General features: G+C 68.2%; 18 protein-coding genes. 8 read left to right on the forward strand and 10 right to left on the reverse strand.

The window, feature by feature from the left end:
• Position 1: 1 nt before the first annotated feature.
• Positions 2–1627: an ABC transporter ATP-binding protein gene (locus LCL61_RS08045; protein WP_340686258.1), complete on the reverse strand. Its 1626-nt coding sequence runs from the start codon at positions 1625–1627 to the stop codon at positions 2–4.
• Positions 1628–1746: 119 nt separating this feature from the next.
• Here LCL61_RS08045 and purL point away from each other — a divergent pair, with 119 nt between their 5' ends.
• Positions 1747–4038 carry a phosphoribosylformylglycinamidine synthase subunit PurL gene (purL, locus tag LCL61_RS08050; RefSeq protein ID WP_340688524.1) on the forward strand — a complete coding sequence of 764 codons (2292 nt, stop codon included), beginning with the start codon at positions 1747–1749 and terminating at the stop codon, positions 4036–4038.
• Between the two features lie 74 nt (positions 4039–4112).
• On the opposite strand, the gene LCL61_RS08055 is transcribed toward purL, so the two are convergent.
• From LCL61_RS08055 to LCL61_RS08080, 6 genes are all read right to left on the reverse strand, one after another.
• The gene (locus tag LCL61_RS08055) at positions 4113–4964 is read right to left on the reverse strand and encodes a hypothetical protein (protein ID WP_340686259.1); all 852 of its coding nucleotides are present in this window, start codon (positions 4962–4964) and stop codon (positions 4113–4115) included.
• A complete protein-coding gene (locus LCL61_RS08060; RefSeq protein ID WP_340686260.1) occupies positions 4964–6070 on the reverse strand; it encodes a pentapeptide repeat-containing protein in 1107 nt (368 codons plus the stop codon). The genes LCL61_RS08055 and LCL61_RS08060 overlap by 1 nt, the downstream gene beginning before the upstream one ends.
• A gap of 4 nt (positions 6071–6074) precedes the next feature.
• Positions 6075–6884 carry a Twin-arginine translocation protein TatA gene (locus LCL61_RS08065; protein WP_340686261.1) on the reverse strand — a complete coding sequence of 270 codons (810 nt, stop codon included), beginning with the start codon at positions 6882–6884 and terminating at the stop codon, positions 6075–6077.
• Positions 6885–7070: 186 nt separating this feature from the next.
• Entirely contained in the window at positions 7071–7916 is an 846-nt protein-coding gene (locus tag LCL61_RS08070) for a lysozyme (protein ID WP_340686262.1), read from the reverse strand.
• A 192-nt stretch (positions 7917–8108) separates the two neighbouring features.
• Entirely contained in the window at positions 8109–8924 is an 816-nt protein-coding gene (locus LCL61_RS08075) for a lysozyme (RefSeq protein WP_340688525.1), read from the reverse strand.
• Between the two features lie 103 nt (positions 8925–9027).
• Positions 9028–9654, reverse strand: coding sequence for a type VII secretion system-associated protein (locus tag LCL61_RS08080; protein WP_257489828.1), 627 nt, complete (start codon positions 9652–9654; stop codon positions 9028–9030).
• Positions 9655–9707: 53 nt separating this feature from the next.
• Between LCL61_RS08080 and LCL61_RS08085 the strand changes: the two genes are divergently transcribed.
• A complete protein-coding gene (locus LCL61_RS08085; RefSeq protein ID WP_340686263.1) occupies positions 9708–10088 on the forward strand; it encodes a sterol carrier family protein in 381 nt (126 codons plus the stop codon).
• An 81-nt stretch (positions 10089–10169) separates the two neighbouring features.
• Here the strand turns inward: LCL61_RS08085 and LCL61_RS08090 are convergent, their stop codons facing one another.
• Positions 10170–10967 carry an SAM-dependent methyltransferase gene (locus tag LCL61_RS08090; protein WP_340688526.1) on the reverse strand — a complete coding sequence of 266 codons (798 nt, stop codon included), beginning with the start codon at positions 10965–10967 and terminating at the stop codon, positions 10170–10172.
• Positions 10968–11169: 202 nt separating this feature from the next.
• Between LCL61_RS08090 and LCL61_RS08095 the strand changes: the two genes are divergently transcribed.
• The 6 genes from LCL61_RS08095 to arfB all read left to right on the forward strand — a co-directional run bounded on the left by LCL61_RS08095 (position 11170) and on the right by arfB (position 16396).
• Positions 11170–12048 (forward strand): helix-turn-helix transcriptional regulator, encoded by an 879-nt coding sequence (locus tag LCL61_RS08095; protein ID WP_340686264.1) that lies wholly within the window; start codon positions 11170–11172, stop codon positions 12046–12048.
• A gap of 285 nt (positions 12049–12333) precedes the next feature.
• Positions 12334–12573: a DUF397 domain-containing protein gene (locus tag LCL61_RS08100; RefSeq protein ID WP_340686265.1), complete on the forward strand. Its 240-nt coding sequence runs from the start codon at positions 12334–12336 to the stop codon at positions 12571–12573.
• Positions 12557–12958: a hypothetical protein gene (locus LCL61_RS08105; protein ID WP_340686266.1), complete on the forward strand. Its 402-nt coding sequence runs from the start codon at positions 12557–12559 to the stop codon at positions 12956–12958. The genes LCL61_RS08100 and LCL61_RS08105 overlap by 17 nt, the downstream gene beginning before the upstream one ends.
• Positions 12959–13291: 333 nt before the next feature.
• Entirely contained in the window at positions 13292–14830 is a 1539-nt protein-coding gene (gene purF, locus LCL61_RS08110; RefSeq protein WP_007032554.1) for an amidophosphoribosyltransferase, read from the forward strand.
• A 30-nt stretch (positions 14831–14860) separates the two neighbouring features.
• Positions 14861–15931: a phosphoribosylformylglycinamidine cyclo-ligase gene (gene purM, locus LCL61_RS08115; protein ID WP_126736225.1), complete on the forward strand. Its 1071-nt coding sequence runs from the start codon at positions 14861–14863 to the stop codon at positions 15929–15931.
• Between the two features lie 33 nt (positions 15932–15964).
• Entirely contained in the window at positions 15965–16396 is a 432-nt protein-coding gene (gene arfB, locus LCL61_RS08120; RefSeq protein ID WP_340686267.1) for an alternative ribosome rescue aminoacyl-tRNA hydrolase ArfB, read from the forward strand.
• On the opposite strand, the gene LCL61_RS08125 is transcribed toward arfB, so the two are convergent.
• Together LCL61_RS08125 and LCL61_RS08130 are read right to left on the reverse strand one after the other, a co-directional pair.
• Positions 16385–17143 carry a GNAT family N-acetyltransferase gene (locus LCL61_RS08125; RefSeq protein ID WP_340686268.1) on the reverse strand — a complete coding sequence of 253 codons (759 nt, stop codon included), beginning with the start codon at positions 17141–17143 and terminating at the stop codon, positions 16385–16387. The two genes, arfB and LCL61_RS08125, sit on opposite strands and share 12 nt — an antisense overlap.
• A gap of 180 nt (positions 17144–17323) precedes the next feature.
• Positions 17324–17974, reverse strand: coding sequence for a VanZ family protein (locus tag LCL61_RS08130; protein ID WP_340686269.1), 651 nt, complete (start codon positions 17972–17974; stop codon positions 17324–17326).
• Positions 17975–18005: the final 31 nt, after the last annotated feature.

Raw genomic sequence — 18005 nt, forward strand, 5'->3', positions numbered from 1 at the left:
TTCAGGCGACCGCTTTCGTGCTCACGACCACATCGGCCACGTGTGTCCACAGTGGACTCTGGCTGAACACGACGGTGGTCTTGCCGCGCCGCAGCTTCGCGACGCGTTCGGTTATGCGGGCTTCGGTGTGCGCGTCGACGGCCGAGGTCGGCTCGTCGAGCAGCAGGACGTCGGCGTCGGTCGCCAGCGCGCGGGCCAGGTTCAGCCGTTGCCGCTGACCGCCGGAGACCTCACGTCCGCGTTCGCCGATCACCTCGTCGACGCCGTTGGGCAGCGCGTCCACGATGTCGTCGGCGTCCGCCGCGTACAGCGCTTCGGTGATCTCGACGTCTCCGGGCTCGGCGGGGGTGACCTGCTCGCGCAGCACACCGGAGAACCAGATGTCCTGATTGTGCGCGAACACGACCCGCCGCCGCAGCTCGTCGAGGGAGACTTGGTCCACCGGAACCCCGCCGACGAGCGCAGGTTCACTCGGATCGGTGAACCGCGCCATCCGCGAAGCCACCGCTTCGGCGTCGGCCCCGACGTCGATGACGGTCAGCTTCCCGGCCTCGGCCTTGATCCCGGACGTCTCGTCGTACAGGTCCAGCGGGCCTTCCGGCAGCGGCACCGGGTGCTCCGGCTCGGCGAGCGTGCGCTCGGTGGACAGCAGTTTGCACACCTTCCGCGCCGCGACCAGCGCGGCGCTCAGCACACCCGCGAACTCGGTCGCCGTCGTCACCGGGATCACCAGGAACACCGAGACGCCGTAGAACGTGATCAGCTCGCCGACGCCGATGGTGCCGTTGATCGCCAGCTGCGCGCCCAGCCAGGTGATGACCACCGTGACCAGACCCGGCAGCGCGACCTCGGCCGCCGCGAGCCACGCCTCGCTGCGCCCGACCTGGACCCCTGCCGCCCGGACCCGCTGGCTGGAGCGGCGGAAGCGGTCGAGGAACTGCTTCTCGCCGCCGACACCGCGAAGGATCCGCAGGCCGGAGACGATGTCCGCGGCGAGCGCGTTGACGTCGGTCTTCTCCTCGCGCTGCTTCGTCTGGCGCTTCTCCAGTGGCTTCAGCAGCGGTCCGATGCCGACCACCGCCAGCGGGACACCGATCAGCGCGACCACGCCGAGCAGCGGAGACGTCGACAGCAGCGCCGTCGCGCACACGATGAACGCGATCAGCGAACCGAAGGCCCGCCCGAGCACCTCGAACGAATCACCGATCGGATTGATGTCGCTGGTGGTGATCGCGACCACGTCACCCGTGGTGGTCGTATCCCGCAGGTTCGCGCCCAGCTTCGCCGCGTGTTCGGTGGCGAGGCGCTGCGTCACCCCGGCGCCGTGGATCCAGCAACCGTAGGACGCGAAGTGCTGCACCGTGCCCGCGATCGTCTGTGCGATCCCGAGGCCGGCGGCCGTGAGACCCCAGAGCCAGACGGAATCGCCGTCGCCGCGGCCGATCGCGTCGATGCCCCGGCCGATCGCGACCGGCAGCAGGGCGATCGGCAGCGACCACAGCGCACCGCTGATCGCCGAAACGGCGAGCAGTCCCGGGCGCGCGAGCATCATCCTGATCAGGTACCGCCACGCGGTCGGCTTGGCGGGCAGTCGTAGTCGCGGAAGGGGATATGTGGCGGAAAGCACGATTGCCGACGGTAAGCCGATCACCGTCGCGGGCGCGACCGATTTATCCGTGGGCGACCGCGAGCGGCCCCACGCGCTCGCCTACTCTTAAGGCCGTGGCGAACCCTGATGCGGACACCGTGACCAGCACCGTTGACACCACTCAACGCGCCGAGGCGACCCCCGAACTGACCCAGCCGTACGTCGAGCTCGGCCTCGCCGACGACGAGTACGCCCGGATCAGGGAGATCCTCGGCCGCCGTCCGACCGACGCCGAACTGGCGATGTACTCGGTGATGTGGAGCGAGCACTGCTCGTACAAGTCCTCGAAGAAGCACCTGCGCTACTTCGGCGAGACGGCCACTCCCGAGATGAAGGAGAAGATGCTCGCCGGCATCGGCGAGAACGCGGGTGTCGTCGACATCGGCGAGGGCTGGGCGGTCACCTTCAAGGTCGAGAGCCACAACCACCCGTCCTACGTGGAGCCGTACCAGGGCGCCGCGACCGGCGTCGGCGGCATCGTGCGCGACATCATGGCGATGGGCGCGCGCCCGCTCGCGGTGGCGGACGCGCTGCGCTTCGGCCCGGCGGACGCCCCCGACACCCGGCGCGTGCTGCCCGGTGTGGTCGCCGGCGTCGGCGGTTATGGCAACTGCCTCGGCCTGCCGAACATCGGCGGCGAGCTCGTGTTCGATCCGAGCTACTCCGGTAACCCGCTGGTCAACGCCCTGTGCGTCGGCGCGATGCGCGTCGAGGACCTGCACCTGGCCTTCGCCTCGGGCAAGGGCAACAAGATCATCCTGTTCGGCGCGCGCACCGGCCTCGACGGCATCGGCGGCGTGTCCGTCCTCGCCAGCGACACCTTCTCGGGTGACGAGACTGGCGGGACATCGGGGGGCCGCAAGAAGCTGCCCAGCGTCCAGGTCGGCGACCCCTTCACCGAGAAGGTGCTCATCGAGTGCTGTCTCGAACTGTTCGCCCAGAAGCTCGTCGTCGGCATCCAGGACCTCGGCGGCGCCGGGCTCTCCTGCGCGACGTCGGAGCTGGCGGCCGCCGGCGACGGTGGGATGCACATCTACCTCGACCGGGTTCCGTTGCGCGCCACCGGGATGACCCCGGCGGAGGTGCTCTCCAGCGAGTCGCAGGAGCGGATGTGCGCGGTCGTCTCGCCGGAGAACGTCGAGGCGTTCATGAAGGTCTGCGAGAAGTGGGACGTCATCGCCACCGACATCGGCGAGGTCACCGACGGCGAGCACCTGGTCATCACCTGGAACGACGAGGTCGTCGTCGACGTGCCGGCGCACACCGTGGCGCACCAGGGCCCGGTGTACGACCGTCCGATCCAGCGTCCGTCCACACAGGACGCTCTGCAGGCCGACACCTCGGCGAAGCTGCCACGTCCGTCCACTTCGGACGAACTGCGGGCCGACATCCTCAAGCTGATCTCGTCGCCGAACCAGGCGTCGAAGGAATGGGTGACCTCCCAGTACGACCGCTACGTGCGCGGCAACACCGTGCTCGCGCAGCCGTCGGACTCGGGCGTCATCCGGATCGACGAGTCCACCGGCCGCGGTGTCGCAGTCTCGACCGACTGCAACAGCAAGTTCGTCTACCTCGACCCGTACGAGGGCGCGAAACTCGCGCTGGCCGAGGCGTACCGCAACGTCGCCACCAGTGGCGCGAAGCCGGTCGCGGTGTCGGACTGCCTGAACTTCGGCGCGCCGACCGACCCTGGCGTGATGTGGCAGTTCGAGCAGGCCGTGCACGGTCTCGCCGACGGCTGTGTCGAGCTCGGCATCCCGGTCACCGGCGGCAACGTCAGCTTCTTCAACCAGACCGGTGACGTGGCCATCCTGCCGACCCCGGTGGTCGGCGTGCTCGGCGTGATCGACGACGTCACCCGCCGCATCCCCACCGGAATCGGCGCCGAGGCCGGGGAAACCCTGCTGCTGCTGGGCGAGACCCACGACGAGCTGGACGGTTCCGCCTGGGCGCGCGAACTGCACGGCCACCTCGGCGGCCGTCCGCCGCGCGTGGATCTGGCGCGAGAGAAGCTGCTCGCCGACATCCTCATCGCCGGTTCCCGCGACGGCATGATCTCCGCCGCGCACGACATCTCCGACGGCGGCCTGATCCAGACGCTCGTCGAGACCGTCCTCATCGGACAGTGCGGTGCCCGCGTCTTCCTCGACGCTGAGCAGGACCCGTTCGTGCAGCTGTTCTCCGAGTCCGCGGGCCGGGTGCTGGTCGCCGTGCCGCGCACCGAGGAACTGCGGTTCACCGAGATGCTGACCGCGCGTGGCCTGCCGTGGCGCAAGACCGGTGTGGTGGACCCGGAGTCTGGCTCGCTCGAACTTCAGGACATCACGGAGTTCACGCTGGACGAGCTCCGGGAGACCTGGGAGAAGACGCTCCCGGCCCTGTTCGACTGAGCTGAAGGGGACTTTCCCCGCATAGGACGCAGCGAAGGGCGCTTTCACCGCATGTGATGCGGGGAAGGCGCCCTTCAGCCTTCTTCGGGAAGAACTGAGCCGGCCGGGAACTTCGCGCCCTCCAGCGAAGGAGGTTCCTCGAAGGTCGCCACACTGAAGTCGACAGGTCTCGCGACGACCGTGTTGTCCAGCGACACCTTCCGTTCGAACCTCGCCCTCGTGAGCTCGAACCCGCCGTGGATGGTCGCGTTCTCGAGCAGGAACTTCCCGGAAAGCTGAGCGTCGGTGAGGTCGAGATAGGACAGCACCTCGCAACGATCCGCGCCGAACCAGCCGATCCGCCTGCCGAGCAGCCCCAGCTTGTCGAGCCGGGCGTCGCTGAGGTTGAGCGAAAGCGTCGGCCCGGTGGTCCCGGCGTGGGGAAGGATGTCGCGGATCAGCCGCTCGGCCGCGCGCCGGACCAGCCGTTCCCGTTCCGCCGCCGCCCGCTTTTCCTTGTCGTCGTCCCAGTCGAGGCCCGGATCGAAACTCGGATGCTCGAACGGCCGCCGCAGGTAGGCGCACAACACGTCGAGCACCGTCTGCCGGTACTCCGGACGCGTCCTGGCCAGCCCGGCGAGGGAATGCATCGCCCCGACCCGGACCTGGTCGGCTTCGTTGCCCAGCAGTTCGATCGACTTGGCGAAGCGCTCGTCGGAGATCCGGCTGCGCTCGATCTCGTGCCGGTCCTCTTCGGTCCGCCTTCGCCGGTCGTTGAGCCAAAGCCCGTAGAGCGCGGCGATCGCCCCGCCCGCCAGCGCGCCGGTCTTGAGCGCGTCGCCGCGGCTGGTCGCGCGGTCCATGAGCAGCCAGGCGGTGACCCCGACGAGCACCACGACCGAGGACAGCAACGTCCACAGCAGCGGCGACCTGAGCAGGCGCCTCATCAGTCCTTCACCGTGAGCCGGGCGCGGCCGTCCGGCAGGGTCTCGACGGACCAGCCCGCCGGGAGTTCGTGGTCCCTCGCCGGTTCCACCGACGTGTTGTAGAGCGACACCGTGCCGGGCGGTTCGCGGAAACTCAGATCCCCGAAGCCCTCGAACCGCGCGCGGCGCAGATCGAGCGTCCCCTTGAACTCGGCGTCCGCGAAGACGGCGTCCTTCGCGAAGACACTGTCCTTGAAGGAGGTCTCGCCCGCGAACACGGTGCCGCGGAACTCGACGTCCTCGGAGAACCGGACCCCGCTGAACCACGCCCGCTGTTCGAACCTGGCGTCACTGCACCGGAAGAAGCCGATGCGCTTCTCCTCTTTCGTTCCCGCGCCGGTGAAGTACACCGGCCCGAGGAACACACAGCCGGACAGGTTGGTACTGCTGTACAAACCCGCGTAGCGGAGCAACAGCTTGCCGATCTTCCGCTCCGAGAGATCGAAGTACTCCAGTACCGCGCCGGTCAGGTCGAGGTCGTACGCGTGCGTTCCCTCGGAATCCGCGGCCGGGAGCAGTTCCCCGATCAGCCGTTGCGCGGTCTGCCGCACCTGGAGTTCTTGGTCCTCCTCCGCGGAGCCCTCCGCCGGTGCGGTGTTCCCGTCCCGTTTCGCCGTGTCCTTGTACCGCGGATGCTGGAACGGCCGCCGCAGGTACGAGCACAGGATGTCCAGCACGGTCTGCTTGTAGATCTCGCGGCCGCGAGCCAGCCCCGCCAGCGCGTGCAGGGCCCCCACCCGCACCTGGTCGGCTTCGTGGCCGAGCAGTTCGACGGCCTTCGCGAACCGTTCGTCCGAGATCCGGTCCCGGTCCTGGTCGGCCCGCCGCAACTCGAGTTCCTGCCGCTGCCGTTCGACCTCCTGCCGCCGCTCCTCGACCCGGCGCCGCCTGTCGTTGAGCCACAACGCGTACAGCGCGACGATGGCGCCCCCGGCGATGCCGCCGGTCTTCAGCGCCTCGCTGCGGCTGGTCGCCGGATCCGTCAGCAACCAGCCGCCGACCGCGAGCAGCAGTACGAGCGAGACGACGAAGGTCCAGAGCAGCGGGGAGCGGAGAAACCGCTTCATCCGCTCAGAATACGAAGAAGTTGCGGACGCAGAAGGACTTGTCCGGGTTGTCGTCCGAGGAGATCCCCGACCCGCTCACCTTCTTGCCCTTGACCGTGCCCTCGATGTCACCGGTGATGAACCCGTCGCCGATACCGGCAGTCGAGGTGACCTCCAGCTGCGACGGCGCCGGGGCCATGATGTCGATCGAGTCCCCCATGGTCGCCTTCATGTCCTGGCACACCAGCGCCAGCGCGCCGGCCTTGTCCCCGGCGCTCACCTTGGCCAGGAAGTCCTTCAGGTTCTGGATGCCCTTCGGGTTGCCCTCGGAGCCCGTGCCCCCGCTTTCGGTGCTCCTCGGGCTGCTCCTGGGCGAGCTCGACTTCGGGCTGCTCTTCGGCGCGGAGGTCGGCGCCTGTTCGGACGACGACGCGGGCGGCGCGGCCGTGTTGTTCCCCTCGTCCTTGCTGAGCAGGAAGCCCGGCGCGACGAACCCGGTGACACCGAACGCGATCAGCACGACCAGGCCGATCACGATCCCGATGATCAGACCGGTCTTGCTCTTCGACGGCGGCGCGGGCGGGCCGCCGAAGCCCTGCTGGTAGCCCTGGTTGTTCGGGTCCCAGCCCTGCTGGGGCTGCTGCGGGTACTGCTGGGTCTGGTCCCAGCCTTGCTGGGGCTGCTGCGGGTACTGCTGGGTCTGGTCCCAGCCCTGCTGCTGCCCGTACTGCTGTGGCTGACCGTACTGCTGGGTCTGGTCCCAGCCACCCTGGTGCGGCTGCTGTCCCTGGGGGTCCTGGCCATAGGGCTGGCCTGGCTGGGGTGGGTAGGTCATCGGTCTCGCCTTCCGTACTGGGGCCTGAGGCTTCTGATCAGACGACCGGCGGTCAGCGCTGGTTCCGGATCCGCCCGTGCCAGGGATTTCAGGGCATTCTGCTCGGAAGGTACCGTGCGTTGAAAGCGGCGCGCGAAAGCGGCTCCCGGCCGAGGCCGGGAGCCGCTTGTTCACGGAATGCGCAGCTCAGCCGTTGGCCAGTGCCTGCAAGCGGTCGTAAGCGCCGTTGAAGGTGTTCTGGTCGAGCGGGCTGGAGGTGTACTGCCACACGGTGTAGTAGCCCCAGCCGTAGGGCAGCGCACCCACGGTGGACGCGTACCGCGCGATCCACAGCGGGACCGTGCCACCGAAGTTCTGCGACGTGCCGACACAGGTGCTCCACCAGCTCGTCGAGGTGTAGATGACGGGCCAGCGGCCGGTGCGTGCCTGGTAGCGGTCGTGGAACGCCCGGATCCACGCCCCCATCGCGGACTGGCTCAGGCCGTAGCAGGTGGCGCCGTACGGGTTGTACTCCATGTCCAGCGCGCCCGGCAGGGTTTTGCCGTCCTTGGACCAGCCGCCGCCGTTGTTGACGAAGAAGTCGGCCTGCGCCGCGCCGCTCGAGACGTTCGGCAGGGCGAAGTGGTACGCGCCGCGGATGAAGCCCTTGTTGTAGGAACCGTTGTACTGCTGGGCGAAGTACGGGTTCTTGTAGCTCGTGCCTTCGGTGGCCTTCGTCCACACGAAGCGCTTGCCCTGGTTCCACCAGTAGTTCCAGTCGACGTTGCCCTGATAGCTGGCCACGTCCATCCCCGCGACCGTCGCGAGCACGCCGGCCTCGGGCTGCGGCTGGGCGGCCTTGGCCTTGGAGTCCGGGGTGGAGGTGTCGCCTTCCACCCGCCGGATCTGCGATCCGATCGTGTGGTCGTTCTGCTGGAGATCCTGTTCGATCGACATGATCTCGGGGGACGGGGCGGCCGACGCCTGGACCGTGCTGCTGAGCAGGAGCAGCGCGGAGCCGACGGCGATGGCGATTCTTCGGGAAGTGCGCATTACGACAATCCCTTCACGGATAACCCTCGCTGAGGACGGCGACCTTGCAGGTGGTAGCCGTCCGGGCACGATTGTTGACGACGAGTGCCGGGTTTGTCACTAACTTCCGTGAAATTGGTACTACACGTGGGTGATTTTCATTTCCAAGTAGTCCTCGTTATGTGATCTTGTAACGCCCACTCGGGTGAGTGTTCAGCCGAGCGAAAGCGCGCGCACGCGATCGACCGTGCCGTTGAACCAGTTCTGGTCGCCGGGCAGGCTGCCCTTGTTCGAGAACTGCCAGATGGTGTGGGTCTTCCAGCTCGCGGGCAGCTCGCCGATCTCCGTGTTGTAGCGCGCGATCCACAGCGGGTTCTGCCAGAACACGGTGCTGTTCCCGGTGCAGCGCTTCCACCAGCTCGTCGACGTGTAGATCGCGGGATGCCGCCCGGTCCGCCACAGGTAGGTCTCGGCGAACGACGCCATCCATGCGACCATCTGCGCCGGCGTCTTGCCATAACAGGTTTCGCCGTACGGGTTGTACTCGACGTCCAGCGCGCCCGGCAGCGTCTTGCCGTCCTTGGACCAGCCGCCGCCGTGGTCGACGAAGTAGTGCGCCTGCGCGGCGCCGTCCGAGATGTCGGGGCGAGCGAAGTGATACGCGCCGCGGATCAGGCCGACGCCGTAGGAACCGTTGTACTGCTGGGCGAACCGGGGATTGACGAAGCCGGTGCCCTCGGTCGCCTTCACGTAGACGAACTTCGCGCCGGTCCGGGCGGCGGCGGGCCAGTCGACCTCGCCTTGATGACCACTGACGTCGTGGCCGAGCGTCTGCGCTTCGCCGCCGTACAGCGGCCCCACCGACACGTTGACGCCTTCGTGCAGCGCGATCTGTGAACCGGCGTAGTGCTCCTCGGCCCCGTCGTAACGAGGCCCGCTTTCCCGTGCGACGGCGGGGGTCTGCGCGAGCAGCAAAACCCCCGCCGCGAGGACGGCCCCCCAGCCTTTTGAACACACTCTGCGACTCATCACGTCGTCACGATCCCCCGCGGAAAGGGAATCAGCGACTCGAACATCACTCGAAAGAGTGGCGTTCGGCCTGAATAAATTGGGCCGAGTGGGTTAATCGGCCCTAACGACGCTCGTCCGAAAGGGCTTTGTCGAGGTGCTCCGAGGGGATGATCGCGGTGAGCCGGTCGTGGGGATTGATCGTCACGGGGTGCCCGGCGAGCAGCGGGACCATGTCCCGGCCCAGTACCGCCCTCGCGTGCGGCCATTCGCGCGGCACCAGCGACTTCGCCGTGTACGCGGGAACCAGCACCTTGCCGTCGGTGTTGTGGAAGCCGATCACCGTGCGCTGCACCGGCGAAAGGGCGTAGACGAACAGCGTCGAGTCGAGGATGACCCGCGGCAGGTCGGCGGCCGGACGGTGGTTCGTGCGCACCAGCTGGAGCAGCTGCTCGAGTTCGTTGCGCGGCTCGGGGAAACCGAGCGCCTTGGGCGAGGGACGGTAGCGATCGTTGGGGTGGAAGTCCTCGACGATCTCGCCCCCGCCGTTCACCGGGTACGCGCCGACGACCGCCCAGGACGGCACCGGGCCGTCGGGGTCGAAGGCCTCGTCGATGACATAAAGCCAGCTGTTGGGATTGGCCTTGGCGTTGGCGCGCATCTCTTCGGTGATCTTCGGCTTGGCCTGTTTCCGCTTGCCCGCCGGGCTGGACGCCAACCGATCCGCCTCGTCCCGCTGCGCCATCGCCATCCCCACGTTCCGGGTGCCTGAAGGTTCGTTCGCGCTCACTCTACTGTTCTCCCATGGCCTCTTCGCGTTCGGTCGACCCCGCTGAGTTACGAGCCGCGATCGCGGCGATTTCCCCCTGGTTGAGCGGATCCGGTCCGGAACCGGCTCGTACCGAGCTGGCCGCGGCAGTGCGGCTGAGCCTGCGGACGCTGGCCGGGGACGCTCCGGGGAAGAGTGTCGAAGTGCGGGTGCCGCCGTTCGCGGCTGTGCAGTGTGTCGAAGGATTGCGCCATACCCGCGGGACGCCGCCGAACGTCGTCGAAACGGATCCGCGCACGTGGCTGGAATTGGCGACCGGGCTGCTCGGCTGGGTCGAGGCCGTCGAGTCGGGGCGGGTCACCGCCTCCGGGAGCAGGGCCGACCTGGCCCGCTGGCTGCCCTTGGTCCGCCTCTAGATCCCGCCCAGCCCTGCGATGAAGGACTCCTTCATCGCAAAATTCGCGATGAAGGAGTCCTTCATTGCAGGGCGCTGAGTCTTAAGCCTTGCGGCCGATGCCACCCGAGATCGTCCGCTGGGCCGTGTTCAGCTCCTTGATCCGGGGGCCGTCCGGCCACCAGTCGGCGCACAGCCGGACGCCGGGCTCGACCATCTCGAGGTCGTGGAACAGCTCCTCGATCTCGGCCTTGGTGCGGAAGGTGCCCGAGCCCATCGGGCTGTGGATGAAGAACTCCTCCATCTTGCGGGCGACCTCGGACAGCTCGTCCTCCGGGTCGGAGAAGTGCGAGATCGCCACGTACGAACCCGACGGCAGCGCGTCGATGTACTTCTTCATGATCTTGGCGGGCTCGTCGTGCGGCCCGTTGTAGTGGTGCAGGGTCCCGAGCTGCAGCAACGCGATCGGCTGCGTGAAGTCGATGTGCCGCCGGATGTCCGGGTTCTCGATGATCCGCTCCGCCTCGAAGATGTCGTCCGAGACGAAGTGCGTGTTCTCGTTCTCTTCGAGCAGCGCGCGCCCGTGGGCGAGCACGACCGGGTCGTTGTCGACGTAGACGACCTTGATCTCCGGGTTGATCCGCTGCACCACCTGGTGCGTGTTCTCGGCCGTGGGCAGGCCGGATCCGAGGTCGAGGAACTGGGTGATGCCCGTCTGGCTGGCGAGGAACCGGCACGCGCGGATCAGGAAGCCGCGGTTCTCGGTCGCCAGGTCCTGCGCTTCGGGGGCGGCCTGCTGGACCTTGCGCAGCACCTCCCGGTCGATCTCGTAGTTGTCCTTGCCGAGCAGGAAGGCGTCGTACACCCGGGCGATGCTGGCCCGGGTCGGGTCGACACCCACGGGCACTCGTTCCGTCCGGGTCGGGGCGTCGGGCATCTTGAACCTCACAAAACTGTGTCGGAAGTCTCGGGCTCTACGTAGAGTAGAACCAGGTACGCGACCGGTAAACCGAGCCATCCCTGTCGTGTCGAGGCCCAAACGTGTACTTTCAGTAATCGGCTTGTTCCCCTGTGAGTGTCGTCGTGCGAAAGGTCCCCGGTCGATGAACGCGGTCACCCCGCCTGGCGGTGAGCAGTCCCTGGGTCCCACCGCGCGACGGATGATCCTCGGCTCTCAGCTCCGCCGGATGCGTGAGGACGCGGGCATCACACGCCAGGAGGCCGGCTACAGCATCCGGGGATCCGAGTCGAAGATCAGCAGGCTCGAGCTCGGCCGCGTCGGCTTCAAGGAACGCGACGTCGCCGATCTGCTGACCATGTACGGGATGACCGATCCCGGCGAGCGGCAGCAGTTCCTCGACATGGTCAAGGAGTCGAACGAGCCGGGTTGGTGGCGCCGCTACGGCGACCTGATGCCGAGCTGGTTCAACGACCTCGTCGGGCTCGAAGAGGCCGCGGCCCGGATCCAGGTGTGGGAGCCGCTGTACGTCACGGGTCTGCTGCAGACCGAGGACTACGCGCGGGCGATCATGAGCCACGGCCGCAAGGACATGGTCAACGAGCAGGTCGACCGCCGGGTCGCGCTGCGGATGCGGCGGCAGAAGATGCTGTCGCGGCCGGACGCGCCGCGGTTGTGGCTGGTGCTCGACGAGTCGGTGCTCTACCGGCCGATCGGCGACCGCGAGGTGCTGAAGGGCCAGATCGACCACCTGCTGGAGATGATCCAGCAGCCGAACATCTCGGTGCAGGTCCTCCCGTACGACCGGAGCGGCTACTCCGCGGACAGCGCGTTCTCGCTGCTTAGGTTCGCGGAAGAGGAATTGCCGAACATCGCCTACACCGAGTACCTGACCGGCGCGCACTACATCGACAAGCGCGACGAGATCGAGCGGTACAGCCGGGCGCTGGACATGCTCGCGGTCGACGCGGAGACGCCGGACCGCAGTCGCCAGATGCTGATGAAGCGCCGCGCCGAAATCTGAGCCGCTCACCGTTGTGGGGCTGCCTGCCGTATCCGTGAACGGCCGAGATTTCCTTGCGTGTCCTCGAAAAAGTGGCCACAAGTGGTAGTTGTTCACTCGACAGGGGCTGCGCTCGTCACCCTTTAGTGGGACGGTCGAGGACTTAAGCCACCACCCTCCGCGAATTCTGCAAAAACTTCTGCACGTGCATTTACCGCTGCAGCCACACGTGCTAACTTTGGGATCACAGGCAAATGCACATGCAGATGCATTGCCCGAAGTCTTCTGTCGGGGAAGGTGGGGACCATGGCTGAACAGTTCGACAACGGCATCCCGGCCGATCGTCTGACCGGCGCCCAATGGCGCAAAGCCAGCTACAGCAACGCGATCGGCAACTGTGTCGAGGTGGCGCCGCTCGCTTCCGGCGAGATCGCGATGCGCAACTCGCGCTTTCCGGCCGGGCCGGCCCTGATCTACACCCAGGCCGAGATGGCCGCGTTCCTCGCGGGGGCCAAGGACGGCGAATTCGATGACGTCCTCGGGTGACACCATCACCGCGGAGATCACCGATATCGAAAGCGGCCTGCAGGAACTGATCCACCGCGGGTACCAGTTCGTGCACCCGTGCGACGCGAACGGCGAGGTCCTCGCCGTGGTCGGCGTGCGAGTCCACGACAACGTGGTCGACGTGGTCCGGCTCAACGCCGAGGACGACGTCGTCGCCACCCGCCTGCCCGGGACCGAGGAGGACATCCTCGAGCCCGAGGTCTCGCTGTGGCGGTTCGCCGGCGACGCGGCGACGGTGCTGACGGCACTGCTCGCGCTTCCGGACGAGCGGACCCCCGGCTCGCTGTACGTCCCGGAGACCGCGGCCAAGGGCTGCTGGGTTCCCGGCCGTGGCGGCACGTCCAAGTGGCTCGCCGCAAGCTGATCCGGGGGCTCATAAGCACAGTCGACCGCCTCTGTCGAGGGGGAGCGGCCGGCTGGTCGGGGGTCGTGAGTGCCGGGCCTTGACACCCGCCCGTCACTCACGGTCATAAGAACCCGCTCCGGTCGAAGACCCCGCTATCGCGGGGGCAGGGGCGCCCTGTCCGCCATCGCGACTTGGAAGGCCGGCCCGCCCTGCCGACGTCGTTCGCGGCTGCGGGTTCACTCAGTGTTACAGCGCGAAGCGTGTCCAGTGCCACTTCGTGCGGCGCGTTGATCTCCTGCTCACCGTTTACACTGGTGGCGGCCTGCCCTCTTTCTCCCTGGGAGCACCTCGGTGGTTTCCGACCCGTCCCTCGCCGGACAGCCCGTGACCGACCAGCCCGATCCGGAACCCCGCGAGGAATGCGGCGTCTTCGGTGTCTGGGCGCCCGGAGAAGAGGTCGCGAAGCTGACCTACTACGGGCTCTACGCACTTCAGCACCGCGGCCAGGAAGCGGCCGGCATCTCGGTCTCCGACGGTTCGCAGATCGTCGTCTTCAAGGATCTCGGCCTGGTCAGCCAGGTGTTCGACGAGCAGGTCCTGCAGTCACTGCAAGGACATATCGCCGTCGGCCACTGCCGCTACTCGACCACCGGCGCGACCATCTGGGAGAACGCGCAGCCGATCTTCCGGACCACCGCCACCGGCAGCGGGTTGTCCTTCGCGCACAACGGAAACCTCGTCAACACCGCCGAGCTGCGGGATCGCACGGTCGAAGCCGGGCTCAAACCGCACGCGGGCCTGACCGGTTCGTCCAGCGACTCCGACCTGGTGTGCGGGCTGCTCGCGGCCAACGCCGCCGACAAGGGCATCGAAGCCGCCGCGCTGGAACTGCTGCCCACCCTCAAGGGCGCCTTCTGCCTGGTCTTCGCCGACGAGTCCACCTTGTACGCCGCGCGCGACCCGCACGGTGTGCACCCCCTGGTGCTCGGCAGGCTCGAACGCGGCTGGGTCGTCGCGAGCGAGACGGCCGCGCTGGACATCTGCGGCGCGTCGTTCGTCCGCGAGGTCGAGCCCGGTGAGCTCATCGCGATCGACGCCGAGGGCCTGCGGTCCTCGCGGTTCGCGAACCCGGAGCCCAAGGGCTGCGTCTTCGAGTACGTGTACCTCGCCCGCCCCGACACCTCGATCGCCGGCCGCAGCGTGCACGCCACCCGCGTCGAGATCGGCCGGAAACTCGCCGCCGAGCACCCGGCCGACGCCGACCTGGTCATGCCGGTGCCCGAATCCGGCACCCCGGCCGCCATCGGCTACGCGCAGGGCTCCGGCATTCCCTACGGCACCGGCCTGGTGAAGAACGCCTACGTCGGCCGCACCTTCATCCAGCCGTCGCAGACCATCCGCCAGCTGGGCATCCGCCTCAAGCTGAACCCGCTGCGCGACGTCATCCGCGGCAAACGGCTCGTCGTCGTCGACGACTCCATCGTCCGCGGCAACACCCAGCGCGCCCTGGTCCGCATGCTGCGGGAGGCGGGCGCGCTCGAGGTGCACGTCCGGATCGCGTCGCCGCCCGTCCGCTGGCCGTGTTTCTACGGGATCGACTTCGCTTCCCGTGCCGAACTGGTGGCCAACGGCGTCGACCTCGACGGCATCCGCCGCTCCATCGGCGCGGACACCTTGGGCTACATCTCCCTGGACGGGCTGGTCGCGGCTTCGGAGCAGCCGAAGTCGCGGTTGTGCACCGCGTGCTTCTCCGGCGAGTACCCGATCGCGCTGCCCGAAGACGCGCTGATCGGGAAGCACCTGCTGGAGAGCCTGGACTCGGTCAATGGCGCGGCGAAGCCCGTCAGCCCTGCCGGGTACGGTGCTGAGGACGCCATCCGGCGTCCCTAGACCTCTCTTCCAGAGTTGGAGTCCGCTTCCGTGAGCGAGTCCACGAGCGCCACGTACGCCGCCGCCGGCGTCAGCATCGACGCCGGTGACAAAGCCGTCGAGCTGCTCAAACCGCACGCCGAGAGGGCCACGAGGCCCGAGGTGATGGGTGGGGTCGGCGGTTTCGCCGGGTTGTTCTCCCTGAAGCTGGACAAGTGGAAAGAGCCGGTGCTGGCCTCGTCGACCGACGGGGTCGGCACCAAGATCGCCGTCGCGCAGGCACTCGACAAGCACGACACGGTCGGCATCGACCTGGTCGCGATGGTCGTCGACGATCTGGTCGTCACCGGCGCCGAGCCGCTGTTCATGCAGGACTACATCGCCGTCGGCAAGGTTGTCCCGGAGAAGATCGCGGCACTGGTCGGCGGCATCGCCGAGGGCTGTGTCCAGGCGGGTTGCGCGCTGCTCGGCGGCGAGACCGCGGAGCACCCCGGCCTGATGGGCGAGCACGACTACGACCTTTCGGGCACCGGCATCGGCGTCGTCGAGGCGTCGAACGTGCTCGGCCCGGAGCGGGTCCGCCCCGGTGACGTCGTCCTGGCGCTCGGCTCGTCCGGCCTGCACTCCAACGGCTACTCGCTCGCCCGGCACGTGCTGCTGGACATCGCGCGCATGCCGCTCGACGGGCACGTCGAGGAGTTCGGCCGCTCGCTGGGCGAGGAGATGCTGGAGCCGACCAGGATCTACGCGAAGGACTGCCTCGCGCTGGCGGCCGAGGCCGACGTCCGCACGTTCGCGCACATCACCGGCGGCGGCCTGGAGCAGAACCTCGCCCGAGTCATGCCGCGCGGCCTGGTCGCGCGGCTCGAACGCGGCACCTGGACCCCGGCGCCGGTGTTCGCGCTGATCGGCCACCGCGGCAAGGTCGAGCGTGCCGAGCTGGAGAAGACGTTCAACATGGGCGTCGGCATGGTCGCGATCGTCGGCGCCGACGACGTCGACCGGGCGCTGGCGATGCTGACCGCGCGGCACGTGCCGGCGTGGATCCTCGGCGACGTGCAGCCCGCGGAAGACCCGGACGGCCCGCGTGCCGTGCTCTCCGGTGACCACCCGCGCTTCTGAATATTCTGTTGGCCCTGGTGGAACACTGGGTCCGTGGCTGATGACGTGGTGGTCGGCACCCGGTTCGTGATCCCGGGTGCCGAATTGAGCGAACGGTTCTCCCGGTCGTCGGGTCCGGGTGGGCAGGGCGTGAACACCACGGACTCGCGGGTCGAACTGTCCTTCGACGTGGCCGGTTCGGCGTCCGTCCCGGAGCATCTCCGGGCGCGAATGCTGGATCGGCTTTCGTCGCGGCTGGTCGACGGGGTCGTCACGATCACCGCGTCCGAACACCGCTCCCAGCTGATGAACCGGGAAGCCGCGCGGGCGCGGCTGGTGACGCTGCTGCTGGACGCGTCGGCGCCTCCGGCAGCCAAGCGGCGTCCCACCAAACCTTCGCGAGGTTCGAAGGAACGCCGCCTGGCGTCGAAGAAGCGCCGCGGCGAGGTCAAGAAATCACGCCGCGGCGGCTACTCAGACGATTGACAGGTGCACGCATTCGGCGGCGGTCTTGAAGCCGACCCGGCCGTAGACGCGTTCCGCCTGCCCGGCGCCCGGCGTCAAGAACACCGACCGGCCACCGCGAGCGTGGGCTTCGCGTGTCAGGTATTCCGTCATCGCCGCGGAGATCCCGCGGCTCCGGTACTCCTCGATCACCCCGATCCCGGCGATCTCGGTCGCGCCGTCGAGGATCGGGGTCGCGACCCCGCCCCCGACGACCTCGCCGGTCTCGGCCACGGCCATCACCGAGAGGGTCTCGCCGCTCAGCTGATCCGGTGAGGGGTCGAGGTGCCGATCGGGATCGTCTTCCCCGAACGCCACGTTCTGCGCCCGGATCATCTGCCGGAGTTCGCCGTCGGTCTTCGGGGTGATCAAGCTGATGCCGGCCGGTTCCGGTTGTGCGACGACCTGCCCCGGGGAGCAGATCATCAGCGGAACCCGCCGCTCCAGCGTGTAGCCGCACTCGACGAGCACGGCCTCGGCGGCCGGAACCGCTTCGGTGAGGAACTCCAGACGCGGCACGAGCCCGCGCTCGCGGAACGCCTCGGTGAGGGCGGCGACGTCGTCCTCGGTGGGAACGGCGCAGTCATCGGGGATCGCGTAGTTGAGGAAGGGGCTGTCGGCCTGGAGGTAGTACGTGGCCAGGAACGGCCCGATCCGCTCGGTCTCCCGGAACTTCGCCGCGGTGAGGCGGATGTAGGACTGCAAAGCACGAATCGTCTCGGAAAGCACTGGTGGAAAGCCTTTCGGGCAGAAGAAGGAGACGCACGGGAGGATCCGCGTGCGTGGTGGAGCTGGCGTATGCGCCGGCTAGCTCGTGCCGACGCCACCGAAGGCGTCAGGCATGAGGCATCCCTCTTTCTTGGTACGCAGCAGGCTTTCGCGATCACTCTCGCACGACGGTCAACCGATTTACCTCCGCTGCGGATGCGCGATGCTCGAATACCGCTCGTCCCATACCGATCTCGGGACCCGCAGCCGGACGGGGGCGTCGCACACCCGCCGGACCTGGACCGGGATCCGCACCGGCGGCCGGACGTCCAGGCGGTGCCACAGACGTTTGCTCAGCGCGGCGCCCGCCACGGCGCCCAGTGTGTTCAGCAGGATGTCGTCGGCCGAGGTCACCCTGCCCACCTGGATCAGATATTGCGTGCCTTCCACCAGCACCGAGACGGCCAGCGCGCCCAGCGCGATCCGGCCCAGCGACCGCAGGCGGCGGGACCGCACCGGGAGCAGGGCGCCGAGCGGGCTCAGCATGAGGACGTTGCCCAGCGCCTGCCAGAGATTGGCGCTGTCGGACAGGGCCAGCCGCAGGTCGGTGCCGGGTTCGAGGTTCAGCCTGCTGTCCTGCGCGCCGGTCACCGGCATCGTGACCAGGCACAACACCAGGAAACAGGCCAGTGCGAGCGTCATGTCGACAGCGGCCGTCGCCGACGCGGAGAAGGGGTCGGCACGTCTTCGCCGTCGATGCGCCGCGAGGAGCGGCCACCCGAGCAATGCGTACGGAATCGCGATGATCGTCAACGGGATCATCCCGCCGAAAGCGCGGAGCAGCTCACCCATGGCCTTCCTTTCCGGAGCGCCCAAGATCACC

It is taken from the genome of Amycolatopsis coloradensis, from assembly GCF_037997115.1.
GTDB lineage: Bacteria > Actinomycetota > Actinomycetes > Mycobacteriales > Pseudonocardiaceae > Amycolatopsis > Amycolatopsis coloradensis_A.

Excerpts from the sequence above, each read along its gene's own strand:
- LCL61_RS08080 (WP_257489828.1), bottom strand. The coding sequence starts at position 9,654 with ATGGCGATGGCGCAGCGGGACGAGGCGGATCGGTTGGCGTCCAGCCCG.
- LCL61_RS08105 (WP_340686266.1), top strand. The coding sequence starts at position 12,557 with ATGACGTCCTCGGGTGACACCATCACCGCGGAGATCACCGATATCGAA.
- LCL61_RS08065 (WP_340686261.1), bottom strand. The coding sequence starts at position 6,884 with ATGACCTACCCACCCCAGCCAGGCCAGCCCTATGGCCAGGACCCCCAG.
- LCL61_RS08130 (WP_340686269.1), bottom strand. The coding sequence starts at position 17,974 with ATGGGTGAGCTGCTCCGCGCTTTCGGCGGGATGATCCCGTTGACGATC.
- LCL61_RS08075 (WP_340688525.1), bottom strand. The coding sequence starts at position 8,924 with ATGAGTCGCAGAGTGTGTTCAAAAGGCTGGGGGGCCGTCCTCGCGGCG.
- LCL61_RS08095 (WP_340686264.1), top strand. The coding sequence starts at position 11,170 with ATGAACGCGGTCACCCCGCCTGGCGGTGAGCAGTCCCTGGGTCCCACC.
- LCL61_RS08070 (WP_340686262.1), bottom strand. The coding sequence starts at position 7,916 with ATGCGCACTTCCCGAAGAATCGCCATCGCCGTCGGCTCCGCGCTGCTC.
- LCL61_RS08060 (WP_340686260.1), bottom strand. The coding sequence starts at position 6,070 with ATGAAGCGGTTTCTCCGCTCCCCGCTGCTCTGGACCTTCGTCGTCTCG.
- LCL61_RS08100 (WP_340686265.1), top strand. The coding sequence starts at position 12,334 with ATGGCTGAACAGTTCGACAACGGCATCCCGGCCGATCGTCTGACCGGC.
- LCL61_RS08055 (WP_340686259.1), bottom strand. The coding sequence starts at position 4,964 with ATGAGGCGCCTGCTCAGGTCGCCGCTGCTGTGGACGTTGCTGTCCTCG.
- LCL61_RS08085 (WP_340686263.1), top strand. The coding sequence starts at position 9,708 with ATGGCCTCTTCGCGTTCGGTCGACCCCGCTGAGTTACGAGCCGCGATC.